20 protein-coding genes are annotated in these 24,108 nt (G+C 71.5%); 6 read left to right on the top strand and 14 right to left on the bottom strand.

The window, feature by feature from the left end; all coding sequences use genetic code 11:
• Window positions 1-71 precede the first annotated feature (71 nt).
• From IE311_RS24960 to IE311_RS24950, 3 genes are read right to left on the bottom strand one after another with little or no spacing between them, the layout of a single operon-like run.
• Window positions 72-2,444 (bottom strand): FtsX-like permease family protein, encoded by a 2,373-nt coding sequence (locus IE311_RS24960; RefSeq protein ID WP_189834040.1) that lies wholly within the window; start codon window positions 2,442-2,444, stop codon window positions 72-74.
• Window positions 2,441-3,124 carry an ABC transporter ATP-binding protein gene (locus tag IE311_RS24955; RefSeq protein ID WP_189834039.1) on the bottom strand — a complete coding sequence of 228 codons (684 nt, stop codon included), beginning with the start codon at window positions 3,122-3,124 and terminating at the stop codon, window positions 2,441-2,443. The genes IE311_RS24960 and IE311_RS24955 overlap by 4 nt, the downstream gene beginning before the upstream one ends.
• Complete coding sequence (locus IE311_RS24950) at window positions 3,121-3,645, bottom strand: PadR family transcriptional regulator (RefSeq protein WP_189834038.1); 525 nt, start codon at window positions 3,643-3,645, stop codon at window positions 3,121-3,123. Before IE311_RS24950 ends, IE311_RS24955 begins: the two co-directional genes overlap by 4 nt.
• A 293-nt stretch (window positions 3,646-3,938) precedes the next feature.
• On the opposite strand from IE311_RS24950, the gene IE311_RS24945 reads away from it, so the two are divergent.
• Window positions 3,939-6,149 (top strand): transglycosylase domain-containing protein, encoded by a 2,211-nt coding sequence (locus IE311_RS24945; protein ID WP_189834037.1) that lies wholly within the window; start codon window positions 3,939-3,941, stop codon window positions 6,147-6,149.
• Window positions 6,150-6,218: 69 nt separating this feature from the next.
• On the opposite strand, the gene IE311_RS24940 is transcribed toward IE311_RS24945, so the two are convergent.
• The 4 genes from IE311_RS24940 to IE311_RS24925 all read right to left on the bottom strand — a co-directional run bounded on the left by IE311_RS24940 (window position 6,219) and on the right by IE311_RS24925 (window position 12,410).
• A complete protein-coding gene (locus tag IE311_RS24940) occupies window positions 6,219-7,658 on the bottom strand; it encodes a catalase (protein ID WP_189834036.1) in 1,440 nt (479 codons plus the stop codon).
• 117 nt (window positions 7,659-7,775) lie between these two features.
• Window positions 7,776-9,728: an ATP-binding SpoIIE family protein phosphatase gene (locus IE311_RS24935; RefSeq protein ID WP_189834035.1), complete on the bottom strand. Its 1,953-nt coding sequence runs from the start codon at window positions 9,726-9,728 to the stop codon at window positions 7,776-7,778.
• A 311-nt stretch (window positions 9,729-10,039) separates the two neighbouring features.
• The gene (fomD, locus tag IE311_RS24930; protein WP_189834034.1) at window positions 10,040-10,705 is read right to left on the bottom strand and encodes a cytidylyl-2-hydroxypropylphosphonate hydrolase; all 666 of its coding nucleotides are present in this window, start codon (window positions 10,703-10,705) and stop codon (window positions 10,040-10,042) included.
• Between the two features lie 295 nt (window positions 10,706-11,000).
• The gene (locus IE311_RS24925) at window positions 11,001-12,410 is read right to left on the bottom strand and encodes a class II fumarate hydratase (RefSeq protein WP_189834033.1); all 1,410 of its coding nucleotides are present in this window, start codon (window positions 12,408-12,410) and stop codon (window positions 11,001-11,003) included.
• Between the two features lie 142 nt (window positions 12,411-12,552).
• Between IE311_RS24925 and IE311_RS24920 the strand changes: the two genes are divergently transcribed.
• Complete coding sequence (locus IE311_RS24920) at window positions 12,553-14,091, top strand: ricin-type beta-trefoil lectin domain protein (RefSeq protein WP_189834032.1); 1,539 nt, start codon at window positions 12,553-12,555, stop codon at window positions 14,089-14,091.
• A 181-nt stretch (window positions 14,092-14,272) separates the two neighbouring features.
• Here the strand turns inward: IE311_RS24920 and IE311_RS24915 are convergent, their stop codons facing one another.
• Entirely contained in the window at window positions 14,273-14,914 is a 642-nt protein-coding gene (locus IE311_RS24915) for a lipoprotein (RefSeq protein WP_189834031.1), read from the bottom strand.
• Between the two features lie 117 nt (window positions 14,915-15,031).
• Here IE311_RS24915 and IE311_RS24910 point away from each other — a divergent pair, with 117 nt between their 5' ends.
• Complete coding sequence (locus IE311_RS24910; RefSeq protein ID WP_189834030.1) at window positions 15,032-15,529, top strand: hypothetical protein; 498 nt, start codon at window positions 15,032-15,034, stop codon at window positions 15,527-15,529.
• A 61-nt stretch (window positions 15,530-15,590) separates the two neighbouring features.
• Here the strand turns inward: IE311_RS24910 and IE311_RS24905 are convergent, their stop codons facing one another.
• On the bottom strand, window positions 15,591-16,232 hold the full coding sequence (locus IE311_RS24905; RefSeq protein WP_189834029.1) for an HAD family acid phosphatase: 642 nt from the start codon (window positions 16,230-16,232) through the stop codon (window positions 15,591-15,593).
• A 159-nt stretch (window positions 16,233-16,391) separates the two neighbouring features.
• On the bottom strand, window positions 16,392-18,062 hold the full coding sequence (locus IE311_RS24900) for a fumarate hydratase (RefSeq protein ID WP_189834028.1): 1,671 nt from the start codon (window positions 18,060-18,062) through the stop codon (window positions 16,392-16,394).
• A 205-nt stretch (window positions 18,063-18,267) separates the two neighbouring features.
• On the opposite strand from IE311_RS24900, the gene IE311_RS24895 reads away from it, so the two are divergent.
• Both IE311_RS24895 and IE311_RS24890 read left to right on the top strand, forming a co-directional pair.
• Window positions 18,268-18,987 (top strand): DUF1707 SHOCT-like domain-containing protein, encoded by a 720-nt coding sequence (locus IE311_RS24895; RefSeq protein WP_189834027.1) that lies wholly within the window; start codon window positions 18,268-18,270, stop codon window positions 18,985-18,987.
• Between the two features lie 177 nt (window positions 18,988-19,164).
• Window positions 19,165-19,536, top strand: coding sequence for a WhiB family transcriptional regulator (locus IE311_RS24890; RefSeq protein WP_189834026.1), 372 nt, complete (start codon window positions 19,165-19,167; stop codon window positions 19,534-19,536).
• A gap of 210 nt (window positions 19,537-19,746) precedes the next feature.
• On the opposite strand, the gene glpX is transcribed toward IE311_RS24890, so the two are convergent.
• Window positions 19,747-20,778, bottom strand: coding sequence for a class II fructose-bisphosphatase (gene glpX / locus IE311_RS24885; RefSeq protein ID WP_189834025.1), 1,032 nt, complete (start codon window positions 20,776-20,778; stop codon window positions 19,747-19,749).
• A gap of 165 nt (window positions 20,779-20,943) precedes the next feature.
• Between glpX and IE311_RS24880 the strand changes: the two genes are divergently transcribed.
• Window positions 20,944-21,432: a DUF4245 domain-containing protein gene (locus IE311_RS24880; protein ID WP_229902137.1), complete on the top strand. Its 489-nt coding sequence runs from the start codon at window positions 20,944-20,946 to the stop codon at window positions 21,430-21,432.
• A 183-nt stretch (window positions 21,433-21,615) separates the two neighbouring features.
• On the opposite strand, the gene IE311_RS24875 is transcribed toward IE311_RS24880, so the two are convergent.
• From IE311_RS24875 to xseA, 3 genes are all read right to left on the bottom strand, one after another.
• Window positions 21,616-22,206 carry a malonic semialdehyde reductase gene (locus IE311_RS24875; protein WP_189834023.1) on the bottom strand — a complete coding sequence of 197 codons (591 nt, stop codon included), beginning with the start codon at window positions 22,204-22,206 and terminating at the stop codon, window positions 21,616-21,618.
• Between the two features lie 187 nt (window positions 22,207-22,393).
• Entirely contained in the window at window positions 22,394-22,648 is a 255-nt protein-coding gene (locus tag IE311_RS24870; RefSeq protein ID WP_189834022.1) for an exodeoxyribonuclease VII small subunit, read from the bottom strand.
• A 136-nt stretch (window positions 22,649-22,784) separates the two neighbouring features.
• Window positions 22,785-24,002 carry an exodeoxyribonuclease VII large subunit gene (xseA, locus tag IE311_RS24865; protein ID WP_189834021.1) on the bottom strand — a complete coding sequence of 406 codons (1,218 nt, stop codon included), beginning with the start codon at window positions 24,000-24,002 and terminating at the stop codon, window positions 22,785-22,787.
• Window positions 24,003-24,108: the final 106 nt, after the last annotated feature.

Here is a 24,108-nt window from a genome sequence, read left to right as displayed (position 1 = left end):
GAACCCGCGCCCGCCCGTATTTCGCCCGCCCGTATTTCGTCCGCCCGTATTTCGTACGTGCGGGCGCAGGGTTACTCGGTGCGCAGCCCGTCCGCACGCATCAGCCGCCACAGCAGCGGCATGCTCAGCAGCGTGACCGCCGCGATCAGCGCGAGTCCGATTCCGGTGACCGGCAGGAAGACCCACCAGTCCCGGACCCGCTGCGCGGTCATCGACAGCAGGACGAATCCGAGACCGAGCCCGCCCAGCACGGCCAGCCCGAGCCCGAGGAGCATCGGCACCGCCGTCTGCCACAGCACCGACCAGCTCAGGGTGGAGCGCCGGGTGCCGAAGGCGACGAGCGAGGAGAGCAGCCGCTTGCGGTCCCTGAGCTGCTCCAGGGTCGTCACCAGCAGCGAAGCCGCCACCAGGAGCATCGTCAGGGTGGAGCCGACCAGGATGCCGGTGCGGACGCTGCTGAACTGGGCGTCCTGCTGGGTGTCCTCGAGCGTGCGGACCCAGGCCGTCGGATCGATGTCCGCCGCCGTGTTCCGTACGTGCTCGGCGGCGTCCGGCACGGCCGGGTCGAGCCGGACCATCGCCGTCGCGTCGGGCGTGTCGAGCCGGGCCGCACCGATCGCGGACGGGGTGGCGAGGACCCCGTACTCGTACATGCCGGTCGGGTCCGGGCGCGAGTCCACGAACCGGGCGCCGGCGGGGATGCGCCACTCGGGCGGGGGGCCCTTCCGGCGGCTCTCGGGGGCGTCCGGGTGCGGGTGCGGGTCGCCCAGCGCGACCGTGACGCCCGGCCGGGCGGTCCGGGTGACCCAGCTGTCCGGGGGTGCGCCCTGCGCGCCGTGCGTGAGGAGGACGAAGACGTCGCCCTCGCGGCAGGAGGGCAGGGTGGCGAACTCGGCGAGGGAGGCGCAGTCGCCGACCCTGATCGGGGCCATCGGGGCGAACTCCTCGCCCTTCTTCAGGGGACCCGGCCGCCACACGCTCGACGAGACCACGCCGATCACGTCGCCGACGCCCTCGGTGCGTTCGAAGCGGCCGATCATCGCGCGGGCCTCGTCGCCGTCCTTCGCGTGGGTGCCGATCGCGATCTGGGCGCGGGACGAGTCCGCGCCCGTGCCCTGGGTGAAGTCGCTCTCCATTGCCTGGAAGAGCATCTGGAGCGCGATCGCCCCGGTCGCCGCGACGACGATGCCGCTGACCGCGCGGGCCGCCGTCCCACTGCTCAGCTGGAGCCTGCGGACCGCGAGCTGCCAGGCCACGGGACCCGCGTGCAGGCGCTTCACCACCGCTTCCACGAGCCAGGGCAGCAGGGTGGTGAGGCCCACGAGGGCGAGCGCGACACCGACGCCGATCTGCGTGCTGTCGATCCCGGTCTGGCTCAGCTCGATGCCGCCGATCACGGGGGCGAGCAGCGCGACCCCGGCGGCCGTGAGCAGCAGCCGCCACCACACCCTGCGGCGGCGCGGGGTGGAGGTCCTGACCACCCCGAGCGGTTCGATCACCACCCCGCGCAGTGCGAAGAGGCTGACGACGACCGAGGCGACCGGCACCGTGACGAGGACGAGCACGGCGAGCGCGGGCATCGGCACGACGTCGGAGGGGTAGGCGTTGACGTCCCAGATGGTGAAGGTGCCGGCGAACTCACGTGCCACGGCGAAGAGTCCGAGTCCCACCAGGAGCCCGAGCAGCGCGCCGGCGAGGGACTCACCGGCCGCGATCCGACGGGTCATGGCCGTGTCGGCGCCGACGAGCCGCAGCGCGGCGAGCCGCCGGTCGCGCTGCTCGCCGCCGAAGCGGACGGCGGTCGCGATGAAGACCAGTACCGGGACGAGCAGGACGACGGACGCCACGAGGACGAGGAGGATCAGGAAGGCGTTCATCGGTTCCTCCGGCACCGACCAGCCGTAGCGCACACCGCGCCCGTCGAAGTTGTCGGTGGTGAGGAAGCCGACGTGGGCGACGTACCGCAGCTCGGCCGGGCCGATGAGTCCGGCCTCGCCGATCGTCCCGGCGACCTTGTAGGGGAGCCGCTTCGCGAGCAGGTCGCCGTCGGGGGAGTCGAGCAGCTCGCGGAGCGCGGGCGAGACCAGCATCTCGCCGCGCGCGGGGAACGCCTTCGCGCCCGGGGGGACCGTGGGCCTGTCGCCCTCGGGCCGCAGGAGGAGGCCGCTGACGACGTCGCCCCGGTAGTCCGTGGCCCGTCCGAGGTGGAGAAAGGAGTCGGGCCGGGGGGAGTCGATCGACTCGGAGCCGTCGACGGCGCGGAGGGACTCCCGTACCTCCCGCTGGAAGAGCATGTTCGGCAGGGCCGCGGCGAGCAGGAGCAGGGTCACCCCGAGGCCGACGCCGGTCGCGGTCAGGAGGGTGCGGAGCCGGCCGGTGCGGCCGCCGGTGACCGCGAACCGGGCGCCGAGCGCCAGGTCGCGGACCCAGGTGCGGAGCGTCATGCCACCCACTCCGCGTCCCGTACGGCACCGTCCCGTACGACGATCTCGCGGTCCGAGTAGGCGGCGACACGGGCCTCGTGGGTGACGAGGACGACGGCGGCGCCGGTGTCCCGTGAGGCGTCCGTGAGCAGCCGCATGACGCGCTCGCCGTTGAGGGAGTCGAGGGCGCCGGTCGGCTCGTCGGCGAAGATCACCCGCGGGGCGGTGACGAGCGCGCGGGCGACGGCGACGCGCTGACCCTGGCCGCCGGATATCTCGCCGGGGCGCTTGGCGGCGGTGTCGTCGACCTCGAGCCGCGCCAGCCACTCGACGGCCCTGGCCTCGGCGGCCTTCCGCTTCTCGCCGTTGAGGCGGAGCGGGAGGGCGACGTTCTCGACGCAGGTCAGCTCGGGGACGAGCTGGCCGAACTGGAAGACGAACCCGAAGTCGGTACGGCGCAGGGAGCTGCGCGCGGTGTCGGAGAGCGCGGTGAGCTCGCGTCCGTCGTAGGTGATGGTGCCCGCGTCGGGGCGCACGATCCCGGCGAGGCAGTGCAGCAGCGTGGACTTGCCGGAGCCGGAGGGGCCCATGACGGCGACGACCTCGCCGGCCCGCAGCGCGAACGAGGCGCCGGCGAGTGCGGGGGTCGGCCCGTAGGCCTTGTCGAGGCCGGTGGCCTTCAGGAGGGGGGCGTGACTCATCGGCGGATCTCCTCGGCGAGCCGGTCGAGACGGGCGGCGGTCAGCTCGAGCCAGCGCAGGTCTGCCTCCAGATGGAAGAGGGCGTGGTCGCAGATGAGCTGGTCGGCGAGGTCGCCGTCCTTCTTGCGCCGGGTGAGCTCGCGCATCAGGCGCAGATGCTCGGCGCGCTGGGTGTCGAGCAGATCGGCGGCTCCGCGGCCGGTGAGCAGCGCCAGGACGACCTTGGTGTAGAGCGTGGACTGGAGGTACGGCTCGGGCTTCTCGGGGGTGGCGAGCCACTGGGCGACGTCGGTGATGCCGGCGTCGGTGATGGCGTACCGCTTCCGCTCCGGGCCGCCGCCCGCCTCGATGCCGTCGACGACGACGAGGCCGTTCTTCAGGAGCCGGGACATGGTCGAGTAGACCTGGCCGTAGTGCAGCGGCCGGTCGTGGCCGAACTTCTCGTCGAAGGCGCGCTTGAGGTCGTAGCCGTGGCGCGGGCCGGACTCCAGGAGTCCCAGGAGGGTGTGACCGATGGACATGGGCGTCACTGTACACCGGGTGTATACGCACGATGTATAGCGACGGGTCGGGGGTGGCGGTGAGGCGCCTGGCGGATGCCCAGAAGTGGAACGAACCCTTCACGCAACCATCGGTACCGCCCGAGCGTCGGTTCCTCTGGGCATGGGTGCTGATTCTCACGTCCGGAAAAGGCGTGATCGGTTGTCCTTTGTCTGCATCGTCGGTGTTAGCTGGCTAGCTGAGCCGATCCGGCTCGGGCGGGACACGGACCGAGGCACGCCCGGTACACACGACGAGCGGAGCGACAGGACACATGGGCCGACCGGACAAGAGCAAGGCGAAGAAACGCGGCCTGCGCCGCTTCTTCTCCTGGAAGAAGCTCCTGGGCACCTTCTTCGTGTGCTGCCTGCTCGCCATGGGCGCCCTGTACGTCGTCTACGTCATGGTCCCGGTGCCGACGGCCAACGCCGAGGCGACCATGCAGAGCAACATCTACAAGTACTCCAACGGCAAGATCCTCGCCCGCACCGGCAAGATCAACCGTGAGATCGTCGGCCTGGAGAAGATCCCCGCGCAGGTCCAGAAGGCCTTCGTCGCCGCGGAGAACAAGAGCTTCTACAAGGACAACGGCGTCGACATCAAGGGCACCACGCGCGCCGCCTGGTCCACCGTCACCGGCAAGGGCAAGCAGGGTGGTTCGACCATCACCCAGCAGTACGTCAAGAACTTCTACCTGAGCCAGGACCAGACCGCGACGCGCAAGCTCAAGGAAATGGTCATCGCCATCAAGGTCGACCGGCAGATGAGCAAGAGCGACATCCTCGCCGGGTACATGAACACCAGCTACTACGGGCGCAGCGCCTACGGCATCCAGGCCGCCGCCCGCTCGTACTACGGCGTCGACGCCACCCGGCTGACCACCGCCCAGGGCGCCTACCTCGCCTCGCTGCTCCAGGCGCCCAACCAGTACGACTGGACCTCCGCGAGCGCCACCGGCCGCAAGCTCGTCGAGGAGCGCTGGAACTACGTCCTCGACAACATGGTCGGCGAGGGCTGGCTGCCGGCCGACGAGCGCGCCGCGATGAAGTTCCCCGTTCCGCACAAGCCGAAGCCCGCCCCCGGCATGGAGGGCCAGACCGGCTACATCGTCGAGGCCGCCAACCAGGAGCTGATGCGCCAGGGCATCAGCGAGGAGGACATCAAGGCCGGCGGCTGGACGATCACCCTCAACATCGACGAGAAGCGGCAGAAGGACCTCGTCAAGGCCGTCGACCGGCAGCTGGAGGCCAAGCTCGACCGCAAGGGCGACAAGAAGGACGCCACCGTCCAGGCCGGCGCCACCTCCGTCGACCCGAAGACCGGCGCGGTCGTCGCGATGTACGGCGGCGTCGGCGCCACCGAGCACTGGATGTCCAACGCCACCCGCCGCGACTACCAGCCCGCCTCCACCTTCAAGCCGATCGTCCTCGCCTCCGCGCTCGACAACCGCACGGTCACCCAGGACGGACGGCAGATCGGCCTCGGCACGGTCTACGACGGCACCAGCAAGCGCAAGGTCGTCGGCAGCGACATTCCCTTCTCGCCCGAGAACGAGGACAACCGCAGCTACGGCCCCGTGACCGTGCAGAAGGCCACCAACAGCTCCATCAACTCCGTCTACGCCCAGATGATCGTGGACGTCGGCGCCGCCAAGACCAAGAAGACCGCCCTGGACCTCGGCATGAAGGACGGCGCGGACTTCGGCCAGACCCCCGCCATGTCCCTCGGCACCATGGGCGCCTCCACCATGGACATGGCCGGTGTCTACGCGACCCTCGACAACCACGGCAAGAAGGTCACCCCGACCCTCGTGAAGGCCGCCGCCCACCGGGACCGTACGGTCTCCCCCGCCAAGGGGACCGGCGAGCAGGTCATCAGCCGCGAGGCCGCCGACACCGTCACCAAGGCCATGACCGGCGTCGTGCAGAACGGTTCCGGCTTCCGCGCCGCCGGTGACTACGAGGCCGCGGGCAAGACCGGCACCTCCGAGAACAACCGTTCCGCCTGGTTCGTGGGCTACACCCCCGAACTCGTCACCGCCGTCGGCCTCTTCGGCGAGGACACCAAGGGCAACCAGGTCACCCTGACCGACACGATCAACCCCGGCCGCGCCAACGGCGGCCGTACGCCGGCCCAGATATGGGGCGACTACACCACCGGCGCCCTCGACGGCGGCTCCGACGCCTCCTTCGACCTGGAGACCGGCGACTCGGCGACCTTCGCCCCGGACCCGACGCCCAGCCGGAGCACCGAGGCTCCCGAGGAGCCCACCGAGACCCCGACGACGACGTCCCCGGACCCGACGGCCCCGCCGACCACGACGTCCACCACGCCGCCGGAGCCGACGCGCGACCCGGTCACCACGCCGCCGGAGCCCACGAGCGAGCCGCCGGTCACCGACGAGCCGTCCCCGCCGCCGTCGATCGAGCCGCCGGACCCGGGCCCCGACCCGGAGAACGCCGACACCGTCCGCCCGCGGCGATAGCGACACCACGAAGGCCGGACCCCCGAGGGGGTCCGGCCTTCGTCGTGCGCGGGCACGACCCGTAGCGGGTCAGCCCCCGACCTCCTTCGCGACCCGGTCGCCCAGGTCCCCGTCCACGTTCCGCCAGTACTGCACGGCCCGCTCCAGGACCGGCGCGCTCACCCCGTCCTTCAGATGACCGCCGATGTTCGACACCAGCCGGTCGCGGGCCGCGTCGTCCAGGACCTCACGGACCAGGGTGCCCGGCTGCCCCCAGTCGTCGTCCTCCGCGTGGAGCCGGTACGCCTCGCGCACCAGCTCACCGGTGGCCTCCCAGCCCGCCGGCTCGCCGAAGCGCCCGTAGTCGGCATCCGGTCCGCCGTACGAGTTCGGCGCGTACGGCCGGGCCGCCGTCGAGGCCTCGTACCGCATCGCCCCGTCCTTCGCGTACGAGTGCACGGGGGAGCGGGGCCGGTTCGGCGGCAGCTGCGCGTAGTTCGGGCCGATCCGGTACCGGTGGGTGTCCGGGTAGGAGAAGAGCCGCCCGAGAAGCATCTTGTCCGGCGACGGGCCGATGCCCGGCACCATGTTCGAGGGCTCGAAGGCGGCCTGCTCGATATGGACGAAGAAGTCCTCGGGGTTCCTGTCCAGGGTCATCCGCCCGACCTCGATCAGCGGGTAGTCGCCGTGCGGCCACACCTTGGTCAGGTCGAAGGGGTTGAAGCGGTAGTCCGCCGCCTCCTCGAAGGGCATCACCTGGACCTTGAGGGTCCAGGAGGGCGCGTCGCCGGACTCGATCGACTCGTACAGATCACGGCGGTGCACATCCCCGTCCGTACCGGCGAGCTCGTCGGCCTCCGACTGGGTGAGGAACTCGATGCCCTGGTCGGTGGTGAAGTGGTACTTCACCCAGAAACGCTCACCGCCGGCGTTGATCCACATATACGTGTGGGAGCCGTAGCCGTTCATGTGCCGGTACGTCTTCGGGACGCCGCGGTCGCCCATCAGCCAGGTCACCTGGTGCGCGGACTCCGGAGACAGCGTCCAGAAGTCCCACTGCATGTCGTGGTCGCGCAGCCCGGTCACCGGATGGCGCTTCTGCGAGCGGATGAAGTCCTGGAACTTGATCGTGTCCCGGACGAAGAAGACCGGGGTGTTGTTGCCGACGAGATCGTAATTGCCCTGGTCGGTGTAGAACTTCAGGGCGAAACCGCGTGGGTCCCGCCAGGTGTCGGGAGAGCCCTGCTCGCCCGCCACCGTGGAGAAACGGGCCAGCATCTCCGTCCGCGCACCCGGCTGGAAGAGCACCGCCCGGGTGAACTGACTGACGTCGTTCGTCACTTCGAAGAAGCCGTACGCGCCGGAGCCCTTGGCGTGCACCACACGCTCGGGGACCCGTTCGCGGTTGAACTGGGCCATCTTCTCGATCAGATAGTGGTCCTGGAGCAGGATGGGGCCGTCGGGCCCGACCGTGAGCGAGTGTTCGTCGCTCTCGACCGGGTTCCCGGCGTTGTTCGTCGTGTAGGTCACGAGCGTCCTCCCGTCGGTGGGGGAACTGGTCAGATCGCCGCGTCCACCACAGAAGTCAACTCCGCCGACGGGAGGTCGGCAACCGCTGCCCCGCGGATGCCCGCGGGGCGGCGGCCCTCAGCTACGGGTGGTGGCCAGCTCGAACCAGACCACCTTGCCGCCCGAGAGACGCGTGGCACCCCAGCGCCTCGCCAGCCGGTTCACCAGGAAGAGCCCGCGCCCGCCCTCGTCGGTGTCCCGCGCCCGCCGCTGCCGGGGCAGCTGCGGGGAGTCGTCGCCGACCTCGCAGCGCAGCACGTCCGTCCGCAGCAGCCGCAGCGTCACCGGCCGCTCCGCGTACCGCACGGCGTTCGTCACGACCTCGCTGATCAGCAGCTCGACCGAGTCCGTCAGCTCCTCCAGGTCCCAGCGGGCCAGCGCCCGCCGGGCGAGCCGCCGGGCGCGGCCCGGGGCCGCGTCCTCCGGTTCCAGGAACCAGTACGCCACGTCGCTCGGCGCGATCCCGTCGAAACGGGCCGCGAGCAGCGCGATGTCGTCGTCCCGGTCACCCGGCCCCAGCATGTCCAGGACGTCGTCGCAGAGCGCCTCCAGGGGCGGCGAGTGGTCCGGGCCGGTCAGCTGCGCGGTCGCCGCCAGGCGCTCCCGCAGCTGCTCGATGCCCGTCCACACGTCCCGCAGCCGGGACTCGACCAGACCGTCCGTGTACAGCAGCAGGGTGGCACCGGCCGGGGCGTCCAGCTCGACCGCCTCGAAGTCCACGCCGCCCACGCCGATGGGCGCGCCCGGCGGCACCCGCAGCACCTCGGCACGGCCGCCCAGGTGGAGCAGTATCGGCGGCGGATGGCCCGCGTTGGCCACGGTGATCCGGTGCGAGACCGGGTCGTACACCGCGTACATACAGGTCGCCATCCGGTTCTCGCCGAGCCGCTGGGCCTGCTCGTCCAGATGGTGCAGGACCTCCTGCGGCGGCAGGTCAAGCCCGGCCAGGGTCTGCGCGGTGGTGCGCAACTGGCCCATGATCGCCGCCGAGGTCATCGAGTGACCCATCACGTCGCCGACGACCAGGGCGACCCGGCTGCCGGGCAGCGGGATCGCGTCGTACCAGTCGCCGCCCACCCGGGCCGTCTCGGCCGCCGGCAGATAGCGCGAGGCGAGCTTCACGCCGGTCGGCTGCGGCAGCGAGTCCGGCAGCATCGTCCGCTGGAGCTCGTCCGCGATGTACGCCTCACGGCCGTACAGGACGGCCTTGTCGATGCCGAGCGCGGTGTGCGTGGCCAGCTGCGCCGCGACCAGGAGGTCGTTCGGCTCGAAACCTGCCCGCTCGGGGCGGCGCAGGAACACGGCGGCGCCGATCACCCGGCGCCGGCCGCGCAGCGGCGCCAGGACCGCGCGCAGCCCGCCGGGCAGCGGGTGCTCCGGGCCGAGCAGCTCGGCCAGCGCCGTCTTGGCGGCGGCGGAGTCGCCGAACACCGGCCGCACCCCGCGCAGCACCTCGGCCAGCGCCCCGCCGGACCGCACCTCGCAGAGTTCGGCCGCGGGGGTCGGATCGGGATCGGGTACGAGGACGAGCTCCTCGCCCTCCAGATCGCTTAACCGGAGCCGGTCCGTACGGCGCAGCCGCAGCACGAACGGCGCCACCGGGCGCTCGTCGCCCACCGGCAGCGGGTCACGGAGGTAGACCAGGATCTCGTCGGAGAAGGTCGGCACCGTCGCCCGGCACAGACCCAGCACGATCTCGTCCAGGTCGATGCCGCGCGCGATGCGCCGGGTCGCCGCCCCGACGAACCGGAGCCGCTCGCCCTCGCGCCGCGCGACGGGGTCACCGCTCCTGCTGCCGCCGGGATGCTGCGGGGTCACGGCCACGGCCATGGCTCCGGGGCCGCCGGGGGACGCGGGCGGCGGCAGCGGGGGTGCGTCCGCACCGGGGGCCGCGGGGGCCGCCGGTCCGCCCGCCGTGCCGGGCACGTCGGAGGGCAGGCCGGCGGCCGCCTCCTGGCGAGGGCGCGCGCGTTCCTGCGACCGGGCAGCCAGGGGCTGCCGGCCTTCGTGGGAGGTGGGATGCTCCGTCACGCGTGGGATTCCGTCTGTCCGGGCCGGTGGTGCGATGCACTCGCTCTTCTCGCCGATGCCGCGCCTTCGGCGGGGCTAAACCCCTTGTGTGCAGCGGATGTGGAGGCTCTGCGGGTTGCGGCACCAGCGGGGGTGGGAACACCCGGGCAGACGTCCGGCACTGCTCTCCCCCTCGTGGATGACTTCTGGTCAGGTCCTGCGCTGCGTTCGGTCGTTGACGTGCTGTCCGGTCGGTCCGACGTGCCGTCGGGTCCGCCTCCGCCGTGCGGAGGACGATCCTACGTTTGCCCCCCGGGGGCGCATCAAGGGTCTCACGGTGCCGTGTGCGCCGGAGTGCGGTCCCAGTCGGCCGGCAGCTCCGGCACCCGCCATGCCGGATCGGGTCGCCAGTCCTCCCAGCCGTCCGCGAACGGCGCCCCCCACTCCTTGATCCGCTCCACCGCCAGCCGTCCCGCCGCGCGCACCCGCGCGGCCTGCTCCGGGCCCATCAGCCCGGACCGTTGGGCCTGCGCGAACTCGTCCTCGTCGCGCCACAGCCAGCTGCGGTCGGGGTAGACGGAGATGTCGAGGAAATGGTCCTCGGAGTCGAAACCGCCGGACCACCGGACCCGCGGCTCCTCCAGGTTCACGTACCAGCTGCGGAAGCGCCAGCCCCGTTCCCAGAACAGCCACACCGACCACGGTTCGCCTGGTCTCGCCAGCTTCAGGACCCCGCTGCCGGACCACTCCGCGCGCTCGGTGGTGCGCGGGGCGGTGTAGCGGGTGGCGAGCGGCTCCTCGTGGACGGGCGTGCCGTCGGTGAGCACGGGGCGGACGCACTCCGTGCCGGGGGCCATCCAGACGGCGAGCAGCTCGGGGGTGTCCTGGACGACCGTCACGGGTCGGCAGATGTGCACCTCTCCGGTGCCGTTGCCGCGATAGCGCCAGAGGATGTGATCCCCAGGCGCCCAGTGCTGGGAGCCGCCCGATCCTGTCATGCGCAGATCTTAGGGGCGCGCTCCCACGACCGCTGCGGCACAGGTCACGGATGAGTCGGCTACCGGCCGGTCACTACCCGTCGGTCACTTGCGTACGGTCGCCATGGCCGGTCACCCCGGTGGGTCGCTCACGGCGGGTTGCCCACGGCCGGTCGCGTGGGCGGGTCGCCGACGATCGGTCACGTGGGCGGGTCGCCGAGGGCCGGTCACGTGGGCGGGGCGCCGACGGCCGGGCGCCCACCGCCGTCCCGGCGGGTGCGTTCCCGGGCCCCGGGGACGCACCCGCGGGTCCGGGCTACGGGCGGGTCATGCGCAGGACGTCCAGCGCCTCGTCCAGCTGCTCGACCGTCAGGTCGCCGCGCTCCACGTACCCGGACTCGAGCACCACCTCGCGGATGGTCTTCCGCTCGGCGAGGGACTTCTTGGCGACCTTGGCCGCTTCCTCGTAGCCGATGTACTTGTTCAGCGGGGTGACCACCGAAGGCGAGGACTCGGCGTACTCGCGGGCCCGCTCGACGTTGGCGGTGATCCCGTCCACCGTGCGGTCGGCGAGCAGCCGGGAGGCGTTGGCGAGCAGCCGTACGGACTCCAGGAGGTTCTTCGCCATCACCGGCAGCATGACGTTGAGCTCGAAGTTCCCGGCCGCGCCCGCCACCGCCACCGTGGTGTCGTTTCCGGTCACCTGCGCGGCGACCATCAGGACCGCCTCGGGGATCACCGGGTTCACCTTGCCCGGCATGATCGACGAGCCGGGCTGGAGGTCGGGGAGGTTGATCTCGGCGAGGCCCGTCCGCGGCCCGCTGGCCATCCAGCGCAGATCGTTGGCGATCTTGGTGAGAGAGACGGCGACGGTGCGGAGCTGCCCGGACGTCTCCACCAGGGCGTCGCGGGCGCCCTGTGCCTCGAAGTGGTCACGGGCCTCGGTGAGCGGCAGGCCGGTCGCGCGCGAGACCGCCGCGATGACGGTCGCCGAGAAGCCGGCCGGGGTGTTGATGCCGGTGCCCACCGCCGTACCGCCGAGGGGGAGTTCGGCGAGCCGGGGGAGGGCGGAGCGCAGCCGCTCGACGCCGTACGCGACCTGCGCCGCGTAGCCGCCGAACTCCTGGCCGAGGGTGACCGGGGTGGCGTCCATCAGGTGCGTGCGGCCGGACTTCACGACCGTCGCGAATTCGGCCGATTTTCGCTCCAGGGAGGCGGCCAGATGCTCGAGGGCGGGGATCAGGTCGCGGGTGACGGCGCTGGTGGCCGCGATGTGGATGGAGGAGGGGAAGACGTCGTTGGAGGACTGCGAGGCGTTCACATGGTCGTTGGGGTGGACCTCGCGCCCCTCGGGGAGCCGCTCGGTGGCGAGGGTGGCGATCACCTCGTTGGTGTTCATGTTGGACGAGGTGCCCGAGCCGGTCTGGAAGACGTCCACCGGGAAGTGCTCGTCCCAGCGCCCCTCGGCGACCTCGGCCGCCGCCGAGACGATGGCCTCCGCGCGGTCCTTGTCGATCACCCCGAGCTCCGCGTTGACCTGGGCGGCGGCGGCCTTGATCCGGGCCAGGGCCTCGATGTGGGCGCGCTCCAGGCGCTGCCCGGAGACCGGGAAGTTCTCCACCGCCCGTTGGGTCTGGGCCCTCCATTTGGCGTGGGCGGGGACCCGTACCTCGCCCATGGAGTCGTGCTCGATCCGGTAGCCGTCCGCCTGGTCTGTGTCGTTCATGTGCTCCAACCTTCCACGCCGTGCCCGTCGGGGGGCGCCCCGAACCCCCCCGAAAAAGATGAGCACTTGTCTTGTTCGATGTATTCCCATCACGCGTACCGGCCAGTAAAAACCGTGGGTAACCCCACTTCCAGGAGGCGCAATGAGGCGCACCAGGTACAGACTCCGCTGGCCCATAGCCGCCGTCGCCGCGGCCGCCGCCGCACTCGGCACGATGACCGCGGCCGCCCCCGCCGGCGCGGCCGGCACCGGCACCGTCGGCACCGCGGCCGTCACCGCCGCCGTCCCGCTCCCGCCCGAGCTGGAGGCGATCCGGGCCGCCGAGGCCACCAGGATCTACGGCAGCCCCGAGGAGCGCCCCCTTGCCCAGCGCAGGACCGGGCTGATCTCCCTCGGCGACAGCGAGATCTCCGGCGAGGGCGTCGGTACGTACGAGCCCCCCACCAACGGCCCCACCAACTGGTGCCACCGTTCGCCCGACGCCGCCATCCACCGCACCGGGATCCCCGCGGACCTCACGTTCAACGTGTCCTGCTCCGGCGCGTACACCGGCAACATCCGGATCGGCGGCTCGAAGCAGTACGCCGACGAGCTCGTCCAGAGCGACAACCTGGCCGTCAAGGCGCGCAACACCCGCATCAAGATGGTCCTGCTCGTCGCCGGAGCCAACGACGACCTGCAGTTCGGACCCGTCATGACCGACTGCGTCCAGCGCTACCTGCTGCTCCAGGGCACCTGCGAGCCCAAGTACGCCCCGGGCTGGCAGTCCCGCGTCGACGGCCTCGTCCCCAAGGTCGAGCAGACCGTGCGCGACCTCAAGAGCGTCATGCGCGACGCCGGATACGCCGACGGTGACTACAAGCTCGTCCTCATGGGCTACCCCAGCCCCATCGGCCCCGACTTCCACGACAACCCCGACTTCCCGGGGAAGCTGGTCTGCGGCGGACTCGGCTACGACTCCGACACCGTGTGGGGCCGCAACACCGCCGTCCCCGCCTTCGAACGCGGAATGCGCGCGGCCGCCGCCTCCACCGGGGCCGTCTACCTCGACAACTCCCGGCTCTTCCACGGCCACGAGGTCTGCATGGAGGACACCTGGGCCCGAGGCCTCTACATCGACCTCTCCAAGCCGGGCACCCCGGACGCGAACTCGGTGCGGCAGTCCTTCCACCCCAACGCGCGGGGGCACGCCGCCTTCGCGTCCTGCCTCACCCAGATCTACAACTCCGGCTCACGTGAGGCGAGTTGTGCCGATGTGAACTCCTCGGGCACGCCGACCCTCTTCCCGCTGGCCTGGGACGACGTGTACAAGCCCCTGAAGAACCAGGCGACCGGCGACTGTCTGGACGTCGAGGCGGCCTCCTCGGCCAACGACACCGGTGTCCTCGGCTGGGACTGCCACGGCGGCCGCAACCAGGGCTGGTGGTACGACTCCACCCGCCGGACCGTCCACACCCAGCTCACCCAGGACCGCTGCCTGGACGTCCCCGCGTCCGGCTACCAGGCGGGCAGGGCCCTCATCATCTGGAACTGCCACGGCGGCGCCAACCAGAAGTTCGTCCGGGACGGCGCCACGCTCCGGCCCGCCGACGCGACGGGCCTCTGCCTCAGCCAGAGCGCGGCGCGGCAGCCGATCCGGCTCCAGGCCTGCGACGGCTCGGCGAACCAGAAGTTCGCGTAGCCCGCGCGCCGTCGAGGAACGCCGTGGCCCCCGTCCGGGATCGGACGGGGGCCACGGCCGTCTCCGAGGCCGGGGCCACGGCCGTGTTCGGGGCGGGACCACGGCCGTCTCCGGGGCCGGGAGCAAGGCCGGCCTCGCCCGAGCGGGACCACGGCCGGCCGTCCTCGGCGCGGGTACCGCCTCAGAGCGCCTTGAGCGTGGTCCGGGCCAGCTCGTAGGCGGGGACCATCGCCCGGTGCTCCGCGGTGTCGAGCCCGCCGAGGTGCACGATCACCGTCCCCTTCGGGGTCGCGACGGCGAAGGCCCGCTCCTCCTTCGACTCCTCCATGAGCTTGTTGTAGACGGTGTACGTCACCTCGGTGACGGGCCCCGCGCCGGACCCGCTCTCCTTGTAGGTGACCCCGGAGGTGTTCTGCGCGGCCTTCACGAACCCTTCGAGCGCCGTCCTGGCAGGCCCCTTTCCGGCCGTCCACACCCGCAGATAGCCCACGTGCCCGGCCGGCTTCGCGTCCACCTCGCAGCGAACCGTCGCCGGACCCTGGCGCGTGAGGGCCGCGAACTCCGGGTTCTCGGGGTCCTCGACGGCCTTCGGCGTCCACTTCTCCGCCACCGCGAACGCGACGGGCAGCGCGCAGGCCGTCCCGGGACCACCGACGGTCGCACGGGACGCGGCGGCCGCGGGCGCCTTCGCGGTGGGCGCCGCCGTGGGCCGGGCGCCCTGCGTGACCTCGGGCATCGGCTCGGCGTCGGCGCAGCCGGCGAGCAGCAGCCCGGCCGCCAGGGCCGCGGCTGCGGGGGCCAGGGGTCGTATCGGGTGTCTCATGCGCGTCAGCGTAGTGGCGGGCCGGCCGTCCACCGGACGGGCGTATCCGGGGTGGCCGTCGCACAATGTGAAGCAGGTCCGAAGATCCGAAGGGGGACTCCCCGCAGGAGGCAGGACATGTTCCGTAGCTTCAGGAGGGTCGGCGTGCTCGGGGTCACCGCCGTGGCCGCCGGTGCCTTCTCCGCCGTCGCCGCCGTCCCCGCGTCCGCGGCCGAGGGTTTCGAGTTCACGCTCTACGCCCAGGAGGTCCCGACCGATCAGGGCGGCGACACGACCGCGCCGCCGCCCGAGCTCGGGGACTCGTTCGCCTTCGCCGACGACCTCTTCAGGTCCAAGGGCGGCGACAAGGTCGGCCGGGACGGCGTGACCTGCACCGTGGTCCGCACCGGCAGCCCCAACGACCTGGTGTGCGTGGGCACTTTCGTGCTGAACGGCGGACCCGGCGGGCAGATCATGGGGCAGACCCTGCTGTCGGTCGACCCGGACGCCGAGGAGCAGGCCGCGTTCGACATCGCCGTCACCGGTGGGACCGGCGACTTCAAGGACGCGCGCGGCACCATTCGCTCGACCCCGGACGGGGACTTCTCCAGGCTGGAGTTCCACATCACCCGCTAGCGGGAGCCCCGGAATCCGACCGGCGGGGCTCCCGGGCCTCCGGGACCTTCCGGGCCTCCGGTCAGGAGAGCTTGCCGCCGTAGTCCGGGAGCTTGAACGTGCGCTCGGCGTGGCCGCCGACCAGGTCGGTGGTGTTGTTGCCGATGTTCGCGATGATCGTGTAGCCCTTGGCCTCGATCTCCGCGCGCTTCTCCGTCTTGTACGCGCTGACCTCGGCGAAGAGATCGGGCAGCGAGCGCACGTACAGACCGTCGACCGGGTAGCCGGCCTTCTTCAGGTTCCAGTCGGTCAGGGAGTGGATGATGCCCGGGCGGGCGGTCACGAAGAAGACGTCCACCCCGCGCCCGTGGGCGTCCCGGACGAGGTCGCGCACATCGGCGATGGCGGGCGTCGGAAGCTCCCAGAACGGGTGGAAGTCCGTCTCCAGGGAGCTGTTGTCGATGTCGAGGACGATCGCCTGCTTCTCGCGCCCGGCGTTCTCCGACCGCTCCTCGATGTACGGGCGGGCCTCGGCGACGACGGCCGCCACATCGCGGAGCCAGGTCGCGTAGTCGACGTCCTTGAAGGCCGCGGTCGACGTGCTGTGCCGGTCCGGGTCGGAGGCGGAGGCGGTGGGCGCGGGGCCGACGACGAGGAGGGCGGTCAGCGCGAGCGTGGCGGTGGTTCCGGCGGCGGCGCGCCTGCGGAAGGGCGTGACGGGCATGGGGGGCTCCTTGGTCGACCAGCTCAGGACTTTGGCATGCTCGCGCTCAATACTGGACAGGAGGCAACGAGTTGGCTACCGGTCGGTAGCAACTTTCTGAGCGGACGACGAAGCCCCCCGGTCCGGAGGACCGAGGGGCGGACGTCAGGCGCCGGGTGATCAGCCGAGACCGGGACCCCGCACCGGGATGTGCGTGAACGTCGGCTCGGGGGCCGGGTTCTGGAAGAAGTCGTTGCCCTTGTCGTCCACCACGATGAACGCCGGGAAGTCCTCGACCTCGATCTTCCAGACCGCCTCCATGCCGAGCTCCTCGTACTCGACGACCTCGACCTTCTTGATGCAGTCCTGCGCGAGACGCGCCGCCGGGCCGCCGATCGAGCCGAGGTAGAAGCCGCCGTGGCTGCCGCAGGCGTTCGTGACCTGCTGCGAGCGGTTGCCCTTGGCCAGCATGACCTTCGAGCCGCCCGCCGCCTGGAACTGCTCCACGTACGAGTCCATCCGGCCGGCCGTGGTCGGACCGAAGGAACCGGAGGCGTAGCCCTCGGGGGTCTTCGCGGGGCCCGCGTAGTAGACCGGGTGGTCCTTCAGGTACTGCGGCATCTCCTCGCCCGCGTCCAGCCGCTCCTTGATCTTGGCGTGCGCGATGTCACGCGCCACGACCAGCGGGCCGTTGAGCGAGAGCCGGGTCTTGACCGGGTACTTGGTCAGCTCGGCGAGGATGTCGTCCATCGGCTGGTTCAGGTCGATGGTGACGACGTCGGCCTCCTCCGACAGGTGCTCGTCGGTGGTGTCCGGCAGGAAGCGCGCCGGGTCGGTCTCCAGCTGCTCCAGGAAGACGCCCTCGGCGGTGATCTTGGCGACGGCCTGGCGGTCCGCCGAGCAGGAGACGGCGATGGCGACGGGCAGCGAGGCGCCGTGGCGCGGGAGGCGGACGACGCGGACGTCGTGGCAGAAGTACTTGCCGCCGAACTGCGCGCCGATGCCGATCCTCTGCGTCAGCTCGAAGACCTTCTCCTCCAGCTCCTTGTCACGGAAGCCGTGGCCGGTCTCGGCGGAGCCCTCGGAGGGCAGCTCGTCCAGGTAGTGCGCGGAGGCGTACTTCGCGGTCTTGAGCGCGAACTCGGCGGAGGTGCCGCCGACGACGATCGCCAGGTGGTACGGCGGGCAGGCCGCGGTACCGAGCGAACGGATCTTCTCCTCCAGGAACTTCATCATGCTCGCCTCGTTGAGGACGGCCTTCGTCTCCTGGTAGAGGAAGGACTTGTTGGCGGAGCCGCCGCCCTTGGCCATGAAGAGGAACTTGTACGCGCCGCCGTCGGTCGCGTACAGCTCGATCTGCGCGGGCAGGTTCGAGCCGGTGTTCTTCTCCTCCCACATGGTCACCGGGGCCATCTGCGAGTACCGCAGGTTCAGCTTGGTGTACGCGTCGTAGATGCCCTTCGACAGGGCCTCCTCGTCGCGGCCCGGGGTCAGCACGTTCTGGCCGCGCTTGCCCATGACGATCGCGGTGCCGGTGTCCTGGCACATGGGCAGGACGCCGGCGGCGGCGATGTTCGCGTTCTTGAGGAGGTCGAGCGCGACGAACTTGTCGTTCGAGGAGGCCTCGGGGTCGTCGATGATCCGGCGGAGCTGGGCCAGGTGGGCCGGGCGCAGGAAGTGCTGGATGTCGTGGATCGCCTCGGCGGCCAGCGTGCGCAGCGCCTCCGGCTCGACCTTGAGGAACGTACGGCCGTCGGCCTCGAAGGTGGAGACACCTTCGGAGGTCACCAGGCGGTAGGGCGTGGTGTCCTCTCCCAGGGGGAGCAGATCGGAGTACGCAAACTCTGGCATGGGGGCCATTCCTCACTCGGCAAGACGTCGCACCGCCTCCGTTGGCAGTGCGCCCTCCAGCGTAGAACGCGGTCCGGGGCGCGGTCCTGTGAGGTAAGGCTCACTTGGGGCCGGGACCGTGCCGGAGTGGCGCGTTCGCGCCTTTGTCCAGGGGCCTCGGCCTGCCCCCTGGTCGCGATCTATCGCGTTTCGCTAGGCTGGCTCCGTGGACCTCGAAAAGAAGCCCGAACCCGAACAGCAGCCGCAGCCGCAGCGGCAGGTCTCGCCCGCCGAGACCGCCCCCGCCGAGACCGTCTTCGCCGACCCCCAGGGCTCGTTGCGGGCCTCGGACGCGGACCGGGACCGGATCGCGGACATCCTCAGGGACGCCCTGGCCGAGGGGCGGATCGACGCCGAGGAGCACTCGGACCGGATCGACGCGGTGTACCGGGCGAAGACCGTCGGAGAGCTGGAGCCGATCGTCCGCGACCTGCCGGGCGCCCGGCGGCACCAGGAGCCCGCGCCGGAGTACGGGTACGCCCCGGACGGCGCCGACGGTCCCCCGGAGAACCTCGTCGCGATCTTCTCCAGCAACACCCGCAAGGGACGCTGGAGGGTGAGCCGGCGGACGAACGCCTTCGCGCTCTTCGGCAACATCGAGATCGATCTGACCGAGGCGATCTTCGCGCAGCGTCTGACCACCATCAACGCCACGTCGATCTTCGGCAACGTGGAGGTCCGGGTCCCGGAGAACATCAGTCTGCGCGGCAGCGGCAGCGGAGTCTTCGGCAACTTCGAGGTCGTGACCCTGGAGGGCGTCGACCCGCAGGCCCCGGTCGTCGTCATCAACGGCTACTCGGTCTTCGGGAACGTCGAGGCGCGCCCCAAGCGCGGCAAGTGGATCACCGATCTCCAGGACAAACTGCGCAAGCATCTCGGCCACTGATACCGCCGGGCGGCCGCGGTGACTCCCGGTGACGGGGGGTGCGGGACCGGGGCTGACCGGAATTCGCCGTCGGGTATCCGCAGAGCGGAACGGCGCGGCACGCAGTGCATAGGCGCGCGCACAGCGGGTAGGGCTGGGGCATCGCCGCTCTCGCGAAGCCGTCGTCAGGAGTAGACCGTGCTGCAACTGCCGCATCAGCCCCTCCAGGTCGCCGCCGTGCCCCCTCAGCGCGCCCCTGCCCGGGAGGACGAGGCCGGCCCCTGGCACGCGGAGGCGGTGTGCCGCCGGGACGAGGCGGGACTGTTCTTCGCGCCCTCCAAGGAGCCGACCGCCGCGCGGCTCGCGCGTGAGGCGGCGGCCAAGCGGGTCTGCGGTCGCTGTCCCGTGATGGTCGAGTGCCGGGAGCACGCACTGCTCCAGCCCGAGCCGTACGGCGTGTGGGGCGGGCTCACGGCCGCCGAGCGCCGGGTCGCCCTGGCCAGGCGCCGGCGGCGCGAGGTGGAGCTGCGGAAGGCGTCCGCGACCGACCGGATCGCGCAGGCGGGCTGACGGAGACCGACGGGAGCGCGGACACGTCCGTCGTACCGTACGAAGAGGGGCGCCCCCACCGCACATGGGGGCGCCCCTCTTCGTATCGTCCCGTCCGTGGCCTCCGTGGCCTCCGTGGCCTCCGTGGCCTCCGTGCCCCGTCGGCCTCGTCGGCCACGATCCGGTGCCGCGCTCGGGGCGCGGGTCGGGCCCGGACCGGGCCCGGGTCGGTCAGTTGGCGCGATCGAAGTCGATCTTGCTGTACGCGCGCAGCTTCGAGAGCCGGTGCGTGGAGTCGATCTGGCGGATCGTGCCGGACTTCGAGCGCATCACCAGCGACGACGTGGTCGCGGTCTCCGAGCGGTAGCGGACACCGCGCAGCAGCTCGCCGTCCGTGATGCCGGTGGCGACGAAGAACACGTTCTCGCCGCTGACCAGGTCGTCGGTGGACAGCACGCGGTCCAGGTCGTGACCCGCGTCGATCGCCTTCTGGCGCTCGGCCTCGTCCTTGGGCCAGAGCTTGCCCTGGATGACACCGCCCAGGCACTTTATGGCGCAGGCCGAGATGATGCCCTCGGGCGTGCCGCCGATGCCGAGGAGCAGATCCACGCCGGTGTTCTCGCGGACGGCCATGATCGAGCCGGCGACGTCACCGTCCGTGATGAACTTGATCCGGGCGCCGGTCTCGCGGATCTCCTTGACGATGCCCTCGTGGCGGGGGCGGTCCAGGATCACGACGGTGACGTCCTCGGGGGCCATGCTCTTGGCCTTGGCGACACGGCGGATGTTGACCGAGACGGGTGCGTTGATGTCGACGAAGTCGGCGGCCTCGGGGCCGGTGACCAGCTTGTCCATGTAGAAGACCGCGGACGGGTCGAACATGGTGCCGCGGTCGGCGGCGGCCAGGACGGCGATCGCGTTGGGCATGCCCTTGGCGTTGAGCGTGGTGCCGTCGATCGGGTCCACGGCGATGTCGACCTCGGCACCGGTGCCGTCGCCGACCCGCTCGCCGTTGAACAGCATCGGGGCTTCGTCCTTCTCGCCCTCGCCGATGACGACGACGCCGTTCATCGAGACGGTGGAGATCAGCGTCCGCATCGCGTTCACCGCGGCGCCGTCCGCACCGATCTTGTCGCCGCGGCCGACCCAGCGGCCGGCGGCCATGGCGGCGGCCTCCGTGACGCGGACCAGCTCCAGGGCGAGGTTGCGGTCGGGGGCCTCGGGAGAGACCTCCAGCTCGGACGGCAGGGAGTGCTCGGTCATCGGAGCGCACCTTTCTGTACGGCGACGGCCGGAAGAAAAAAGAGGGTGATGCGACTCTATCGGTACGTCGACAAAATGAGCAGAGGGGCCCACGTATGAGCACGGCACCGTGATGCGACCATGGTGCACGTGGCAGGTACGCGAGGCAGGCAGACGGTACGCGGGATGTTCCAGTCCCTTGGGGTGATCTTGGTCGCCGCGGGGGTGATGTATCTCTTCATCCCGCACGATGAGAGCGCCGAACCGGTCAAGGCGAAGGACTACCGGGTCGAGCTCCTGACGGCCCAGCGGGCGGCGCCGTATCCGGTGCTGGCCCCCGAGGGCCTCGGCGAGGGCTGGAAGGCGACGGTCGTCTCGTACAAGCGCGAGGAGGCCAACGCCTGGCAGCTCGGTTTCCTCTCCCCGGACACCCAGTACGTGGCGATCCACCAGTCGACGGCGGCGCCGGGCACGTACGTGCCGGACGTCACCCAGCGGGCGAAGAACACCGGGAAGACCCAGACGGTGGCCGGCCAGGTCTGGCAGCGCTGGGAGGGGCCGAAGTACGACGCGCTCGTCCGCGTGGACGGCGGGGCGACGACGGTGGTGACCGGCACGGCCTCGTTCGAGCGGCTCGCCGAGATGGCGGCCTCGCTCCAGTCGAAGAAGGTCTGACACCCGGCCCTCGGCGGGTCCGGGCAAGGGCGGTCCGGTGGAGGACCGTCCGGGCCGGGACAGCCGCGCCGGGACAGCCGGGACGGTCCGCGCCGGGATACGGGAAAGGCCCCGCACTCAGGGAGTGCGGGGCCTTTCGTGTGCCGTGCGGCGGTGCGCTGCGGCACCGCGTCGGGCTGGGGCTCAGACGGTGGTGACGACCTCGTCGTAGGCCAGGCGCGGGGAGCGCGGGAACCAGGCGTCCTCGCCCGGCTTGCCGATGTTGACGACCATCAGCGGGGTGTGGTCGGCGTCCAGGAACTCCTTCTGGAGGCCGGCGAAGTCCAGACCGGTCATCGGGCCGGCGGCCAGGCCGGCGGCGCGGACGCCCACGATGAAGTACGCGGCCTGGAGGGCGCCGTTCAGGATGGCGGACTGCTCGCGGACCGGGCGCTCGGCGAAGAACATGTCCTTGGCCTGCGGGAAGTGCGGGAGCAGGGCCGGGAGCTCCTCGTGGAACTCGTTGTCGGCGGAGAGTATCGCGACCAGCGGGGCGGTGGCGGTCTTGGGCCGGTTGCCCTCGGCCATGTGCTTGACCAGGCGCTCGCGGGCCTCGGGGGAGCGGACCAGGGTGATGCGCAGCGGGGTCTGGTTGAAGGCGGTGGGGCCGTACTTCACCAGGTCGTAGATCGCCTGGATCTGCTCGTCGGTCACCGGCTCGTCGGAGAACGTGTTGGCGGTGCGGGCCTCACGGAACAGGAGATCCTGAGCGGCGGCGTCAAGGGCGAGAGACATGCTGCGTACCTTCCGGACTGCAAAAGGGGGCTCGCTCGTGGGGCTTCAAGCGATGTCCTCGACAGTACGCCGATGATTGGTGAAATTTCAACTAATCCATCCGGATAGTGATCCGCTTCACTCCGGAGTCTACGCCAGGCCCGGCGGGACCGGGGCGGGAGCCACTGCCCCCGGGCGCCGGGGGCGGCTACTCGTCCCCGTCGCCGTCCCCGTCCGCCTCCTCCGCCGCGCGCTCCGCCGCGAGCGAGGCGTCCAGCCGGGCCCGCGCCCCCTCCAGGCGACGCCGGCAGACCTTCGCCAGCTCCTCGCCGCGCTCCCAGAGCGCGAGGGACTCCTCCAGGGACGTGCCACCCGCCTCGAGCCGCCGAACGACCTCGATCAGCTCGTCGCGCGCCTCCTCGTACCCGAGCGCCGCCTCGTCCGTTCCCGTTCCCGCTGCCATCTGCCGCTCCACCCTCCGTGTCCGGTTCTCTCTTACGTCTTCCGCGGCCCCGCCCGTGCCGGGCCGCGCGCACGGCCCCGCTCGGAACGGGTCACCGCGTGGTCCCGCTGGGATGAGCCCGCGTCCGCGGTCCCGCTCAGGCCGGGTCGGTCACGCGGCGCACCGCGAACTCGCCCTCGGCGACCCTGGCCCGCAGCCCCTCGCCCTCCGCGACCTCCTCGGGGGAGCGGACCACCGTGCCATCCGCCCGCTGGAGCACCGCGTACCCCCGCTCCATCGTCGCGGCGGGCGACAGCGCCCGGACCCGCGCCCGCGTGTGGGAGAGCTCGGAGTCCGCCCGGTCCAGGAGATGCCCGAGGACGCGCCGGCTCCGCGCGAGCAGCGCGACGAGCTCGTCCTCACGGACCTCGACCATGCGCTGCGGATGCTCCATGACGGGCCGCGCGAGCGCGTGCGCGAGTCCGCGCTCCTCCCGGTCGAGGAGTCCCCGTACGGTCCGCAGGGCCCGGTCCCGCAGCCCGCGCACCCGGTCCAGCTCCTCGCCGACGTCCGGGACGACCTTCTTGGCCGCGTCCGTCGGTGTCGAGGCGCGCAGATCGGCCACCAGGTCGAGGAGGGGCGAGTCGGGTTCGTGCCCGATCGCCGAGACGACCGGCGTACGGCACTCGGCGACGGCCCGGATCAGCTGCTCGTCCGAGAACGGCAGCAGGTCCTCGACGCTGCCGCCGCCCCGGGCGACGACGATCACGTCGACGTCCTCCTGGGCGTCGAGCTCCCTGACCGCCTGCACGACCTGCGGAACGGCCTTCACACCCTGCACCGCCACGTTCCGCACCTCGAAGGCGACGGCCGGCCAGCGTCGCCGCGCGTTCTCCAGGACGTCCCGCTCCGCCGCCGACGCGCGGCCGCAGACGAGCCCGATCCGGTGCGGCAGGAACGGCAGCGGCTTCTTCCGGTCGAGTGCGAAGAGCCCCTCCGACGCCAGGCTCCGCTTCAGCTGTTCCAGCCGGGCGAGCAGCTCTCCGATCCCGACCGGCTTGATCTCCACGGCCCGCAGCGAGAGCTGCCCGCGCGGCGCGTACCACTCGGGCTTGGCGCGCACGACGACCCGCGCGCCCTCCGACACGACGTCCGCGACCGCGTCGAAGACCTGGCGGTAGCAGGTGACGCCGATGGAGATGTCGTACGAGGGATCCCGCAGGGTCAGGAAGACGACCCCGGCGCCCGGGCGCCGGGACAGCTGGGTGATCTGCCCCTCGACCCAGATCGCCCCGAGCCGGTCGATCCACCCTCCGATCAGCCGGGAGACCTCACCGACGGGAAGCGGTGCTTCGGCGGACGTAGTCAGAGCCATGGACCGAGCGTAACCGCGCGGTACGACAACGTCAGGGCCGCACACGACACCGGCCTCGCCGCCCCCGCCGGGGCAGCCGCCCCGGCACCCGCCGCCACGCGCCCCG

The organism is Streptomyces zaomyceticus, from assembly GCF_014656215.1.
Lineage (GTDB): Bacteria > Actinomycetota > Actinomycetes > Streptomycetales > Streptomycetaceae > Streptomyces > Streptomyces zaomyceticus.
This window is presented reverse-complemented; position numbering and strand designations above follow the sequence as displayed.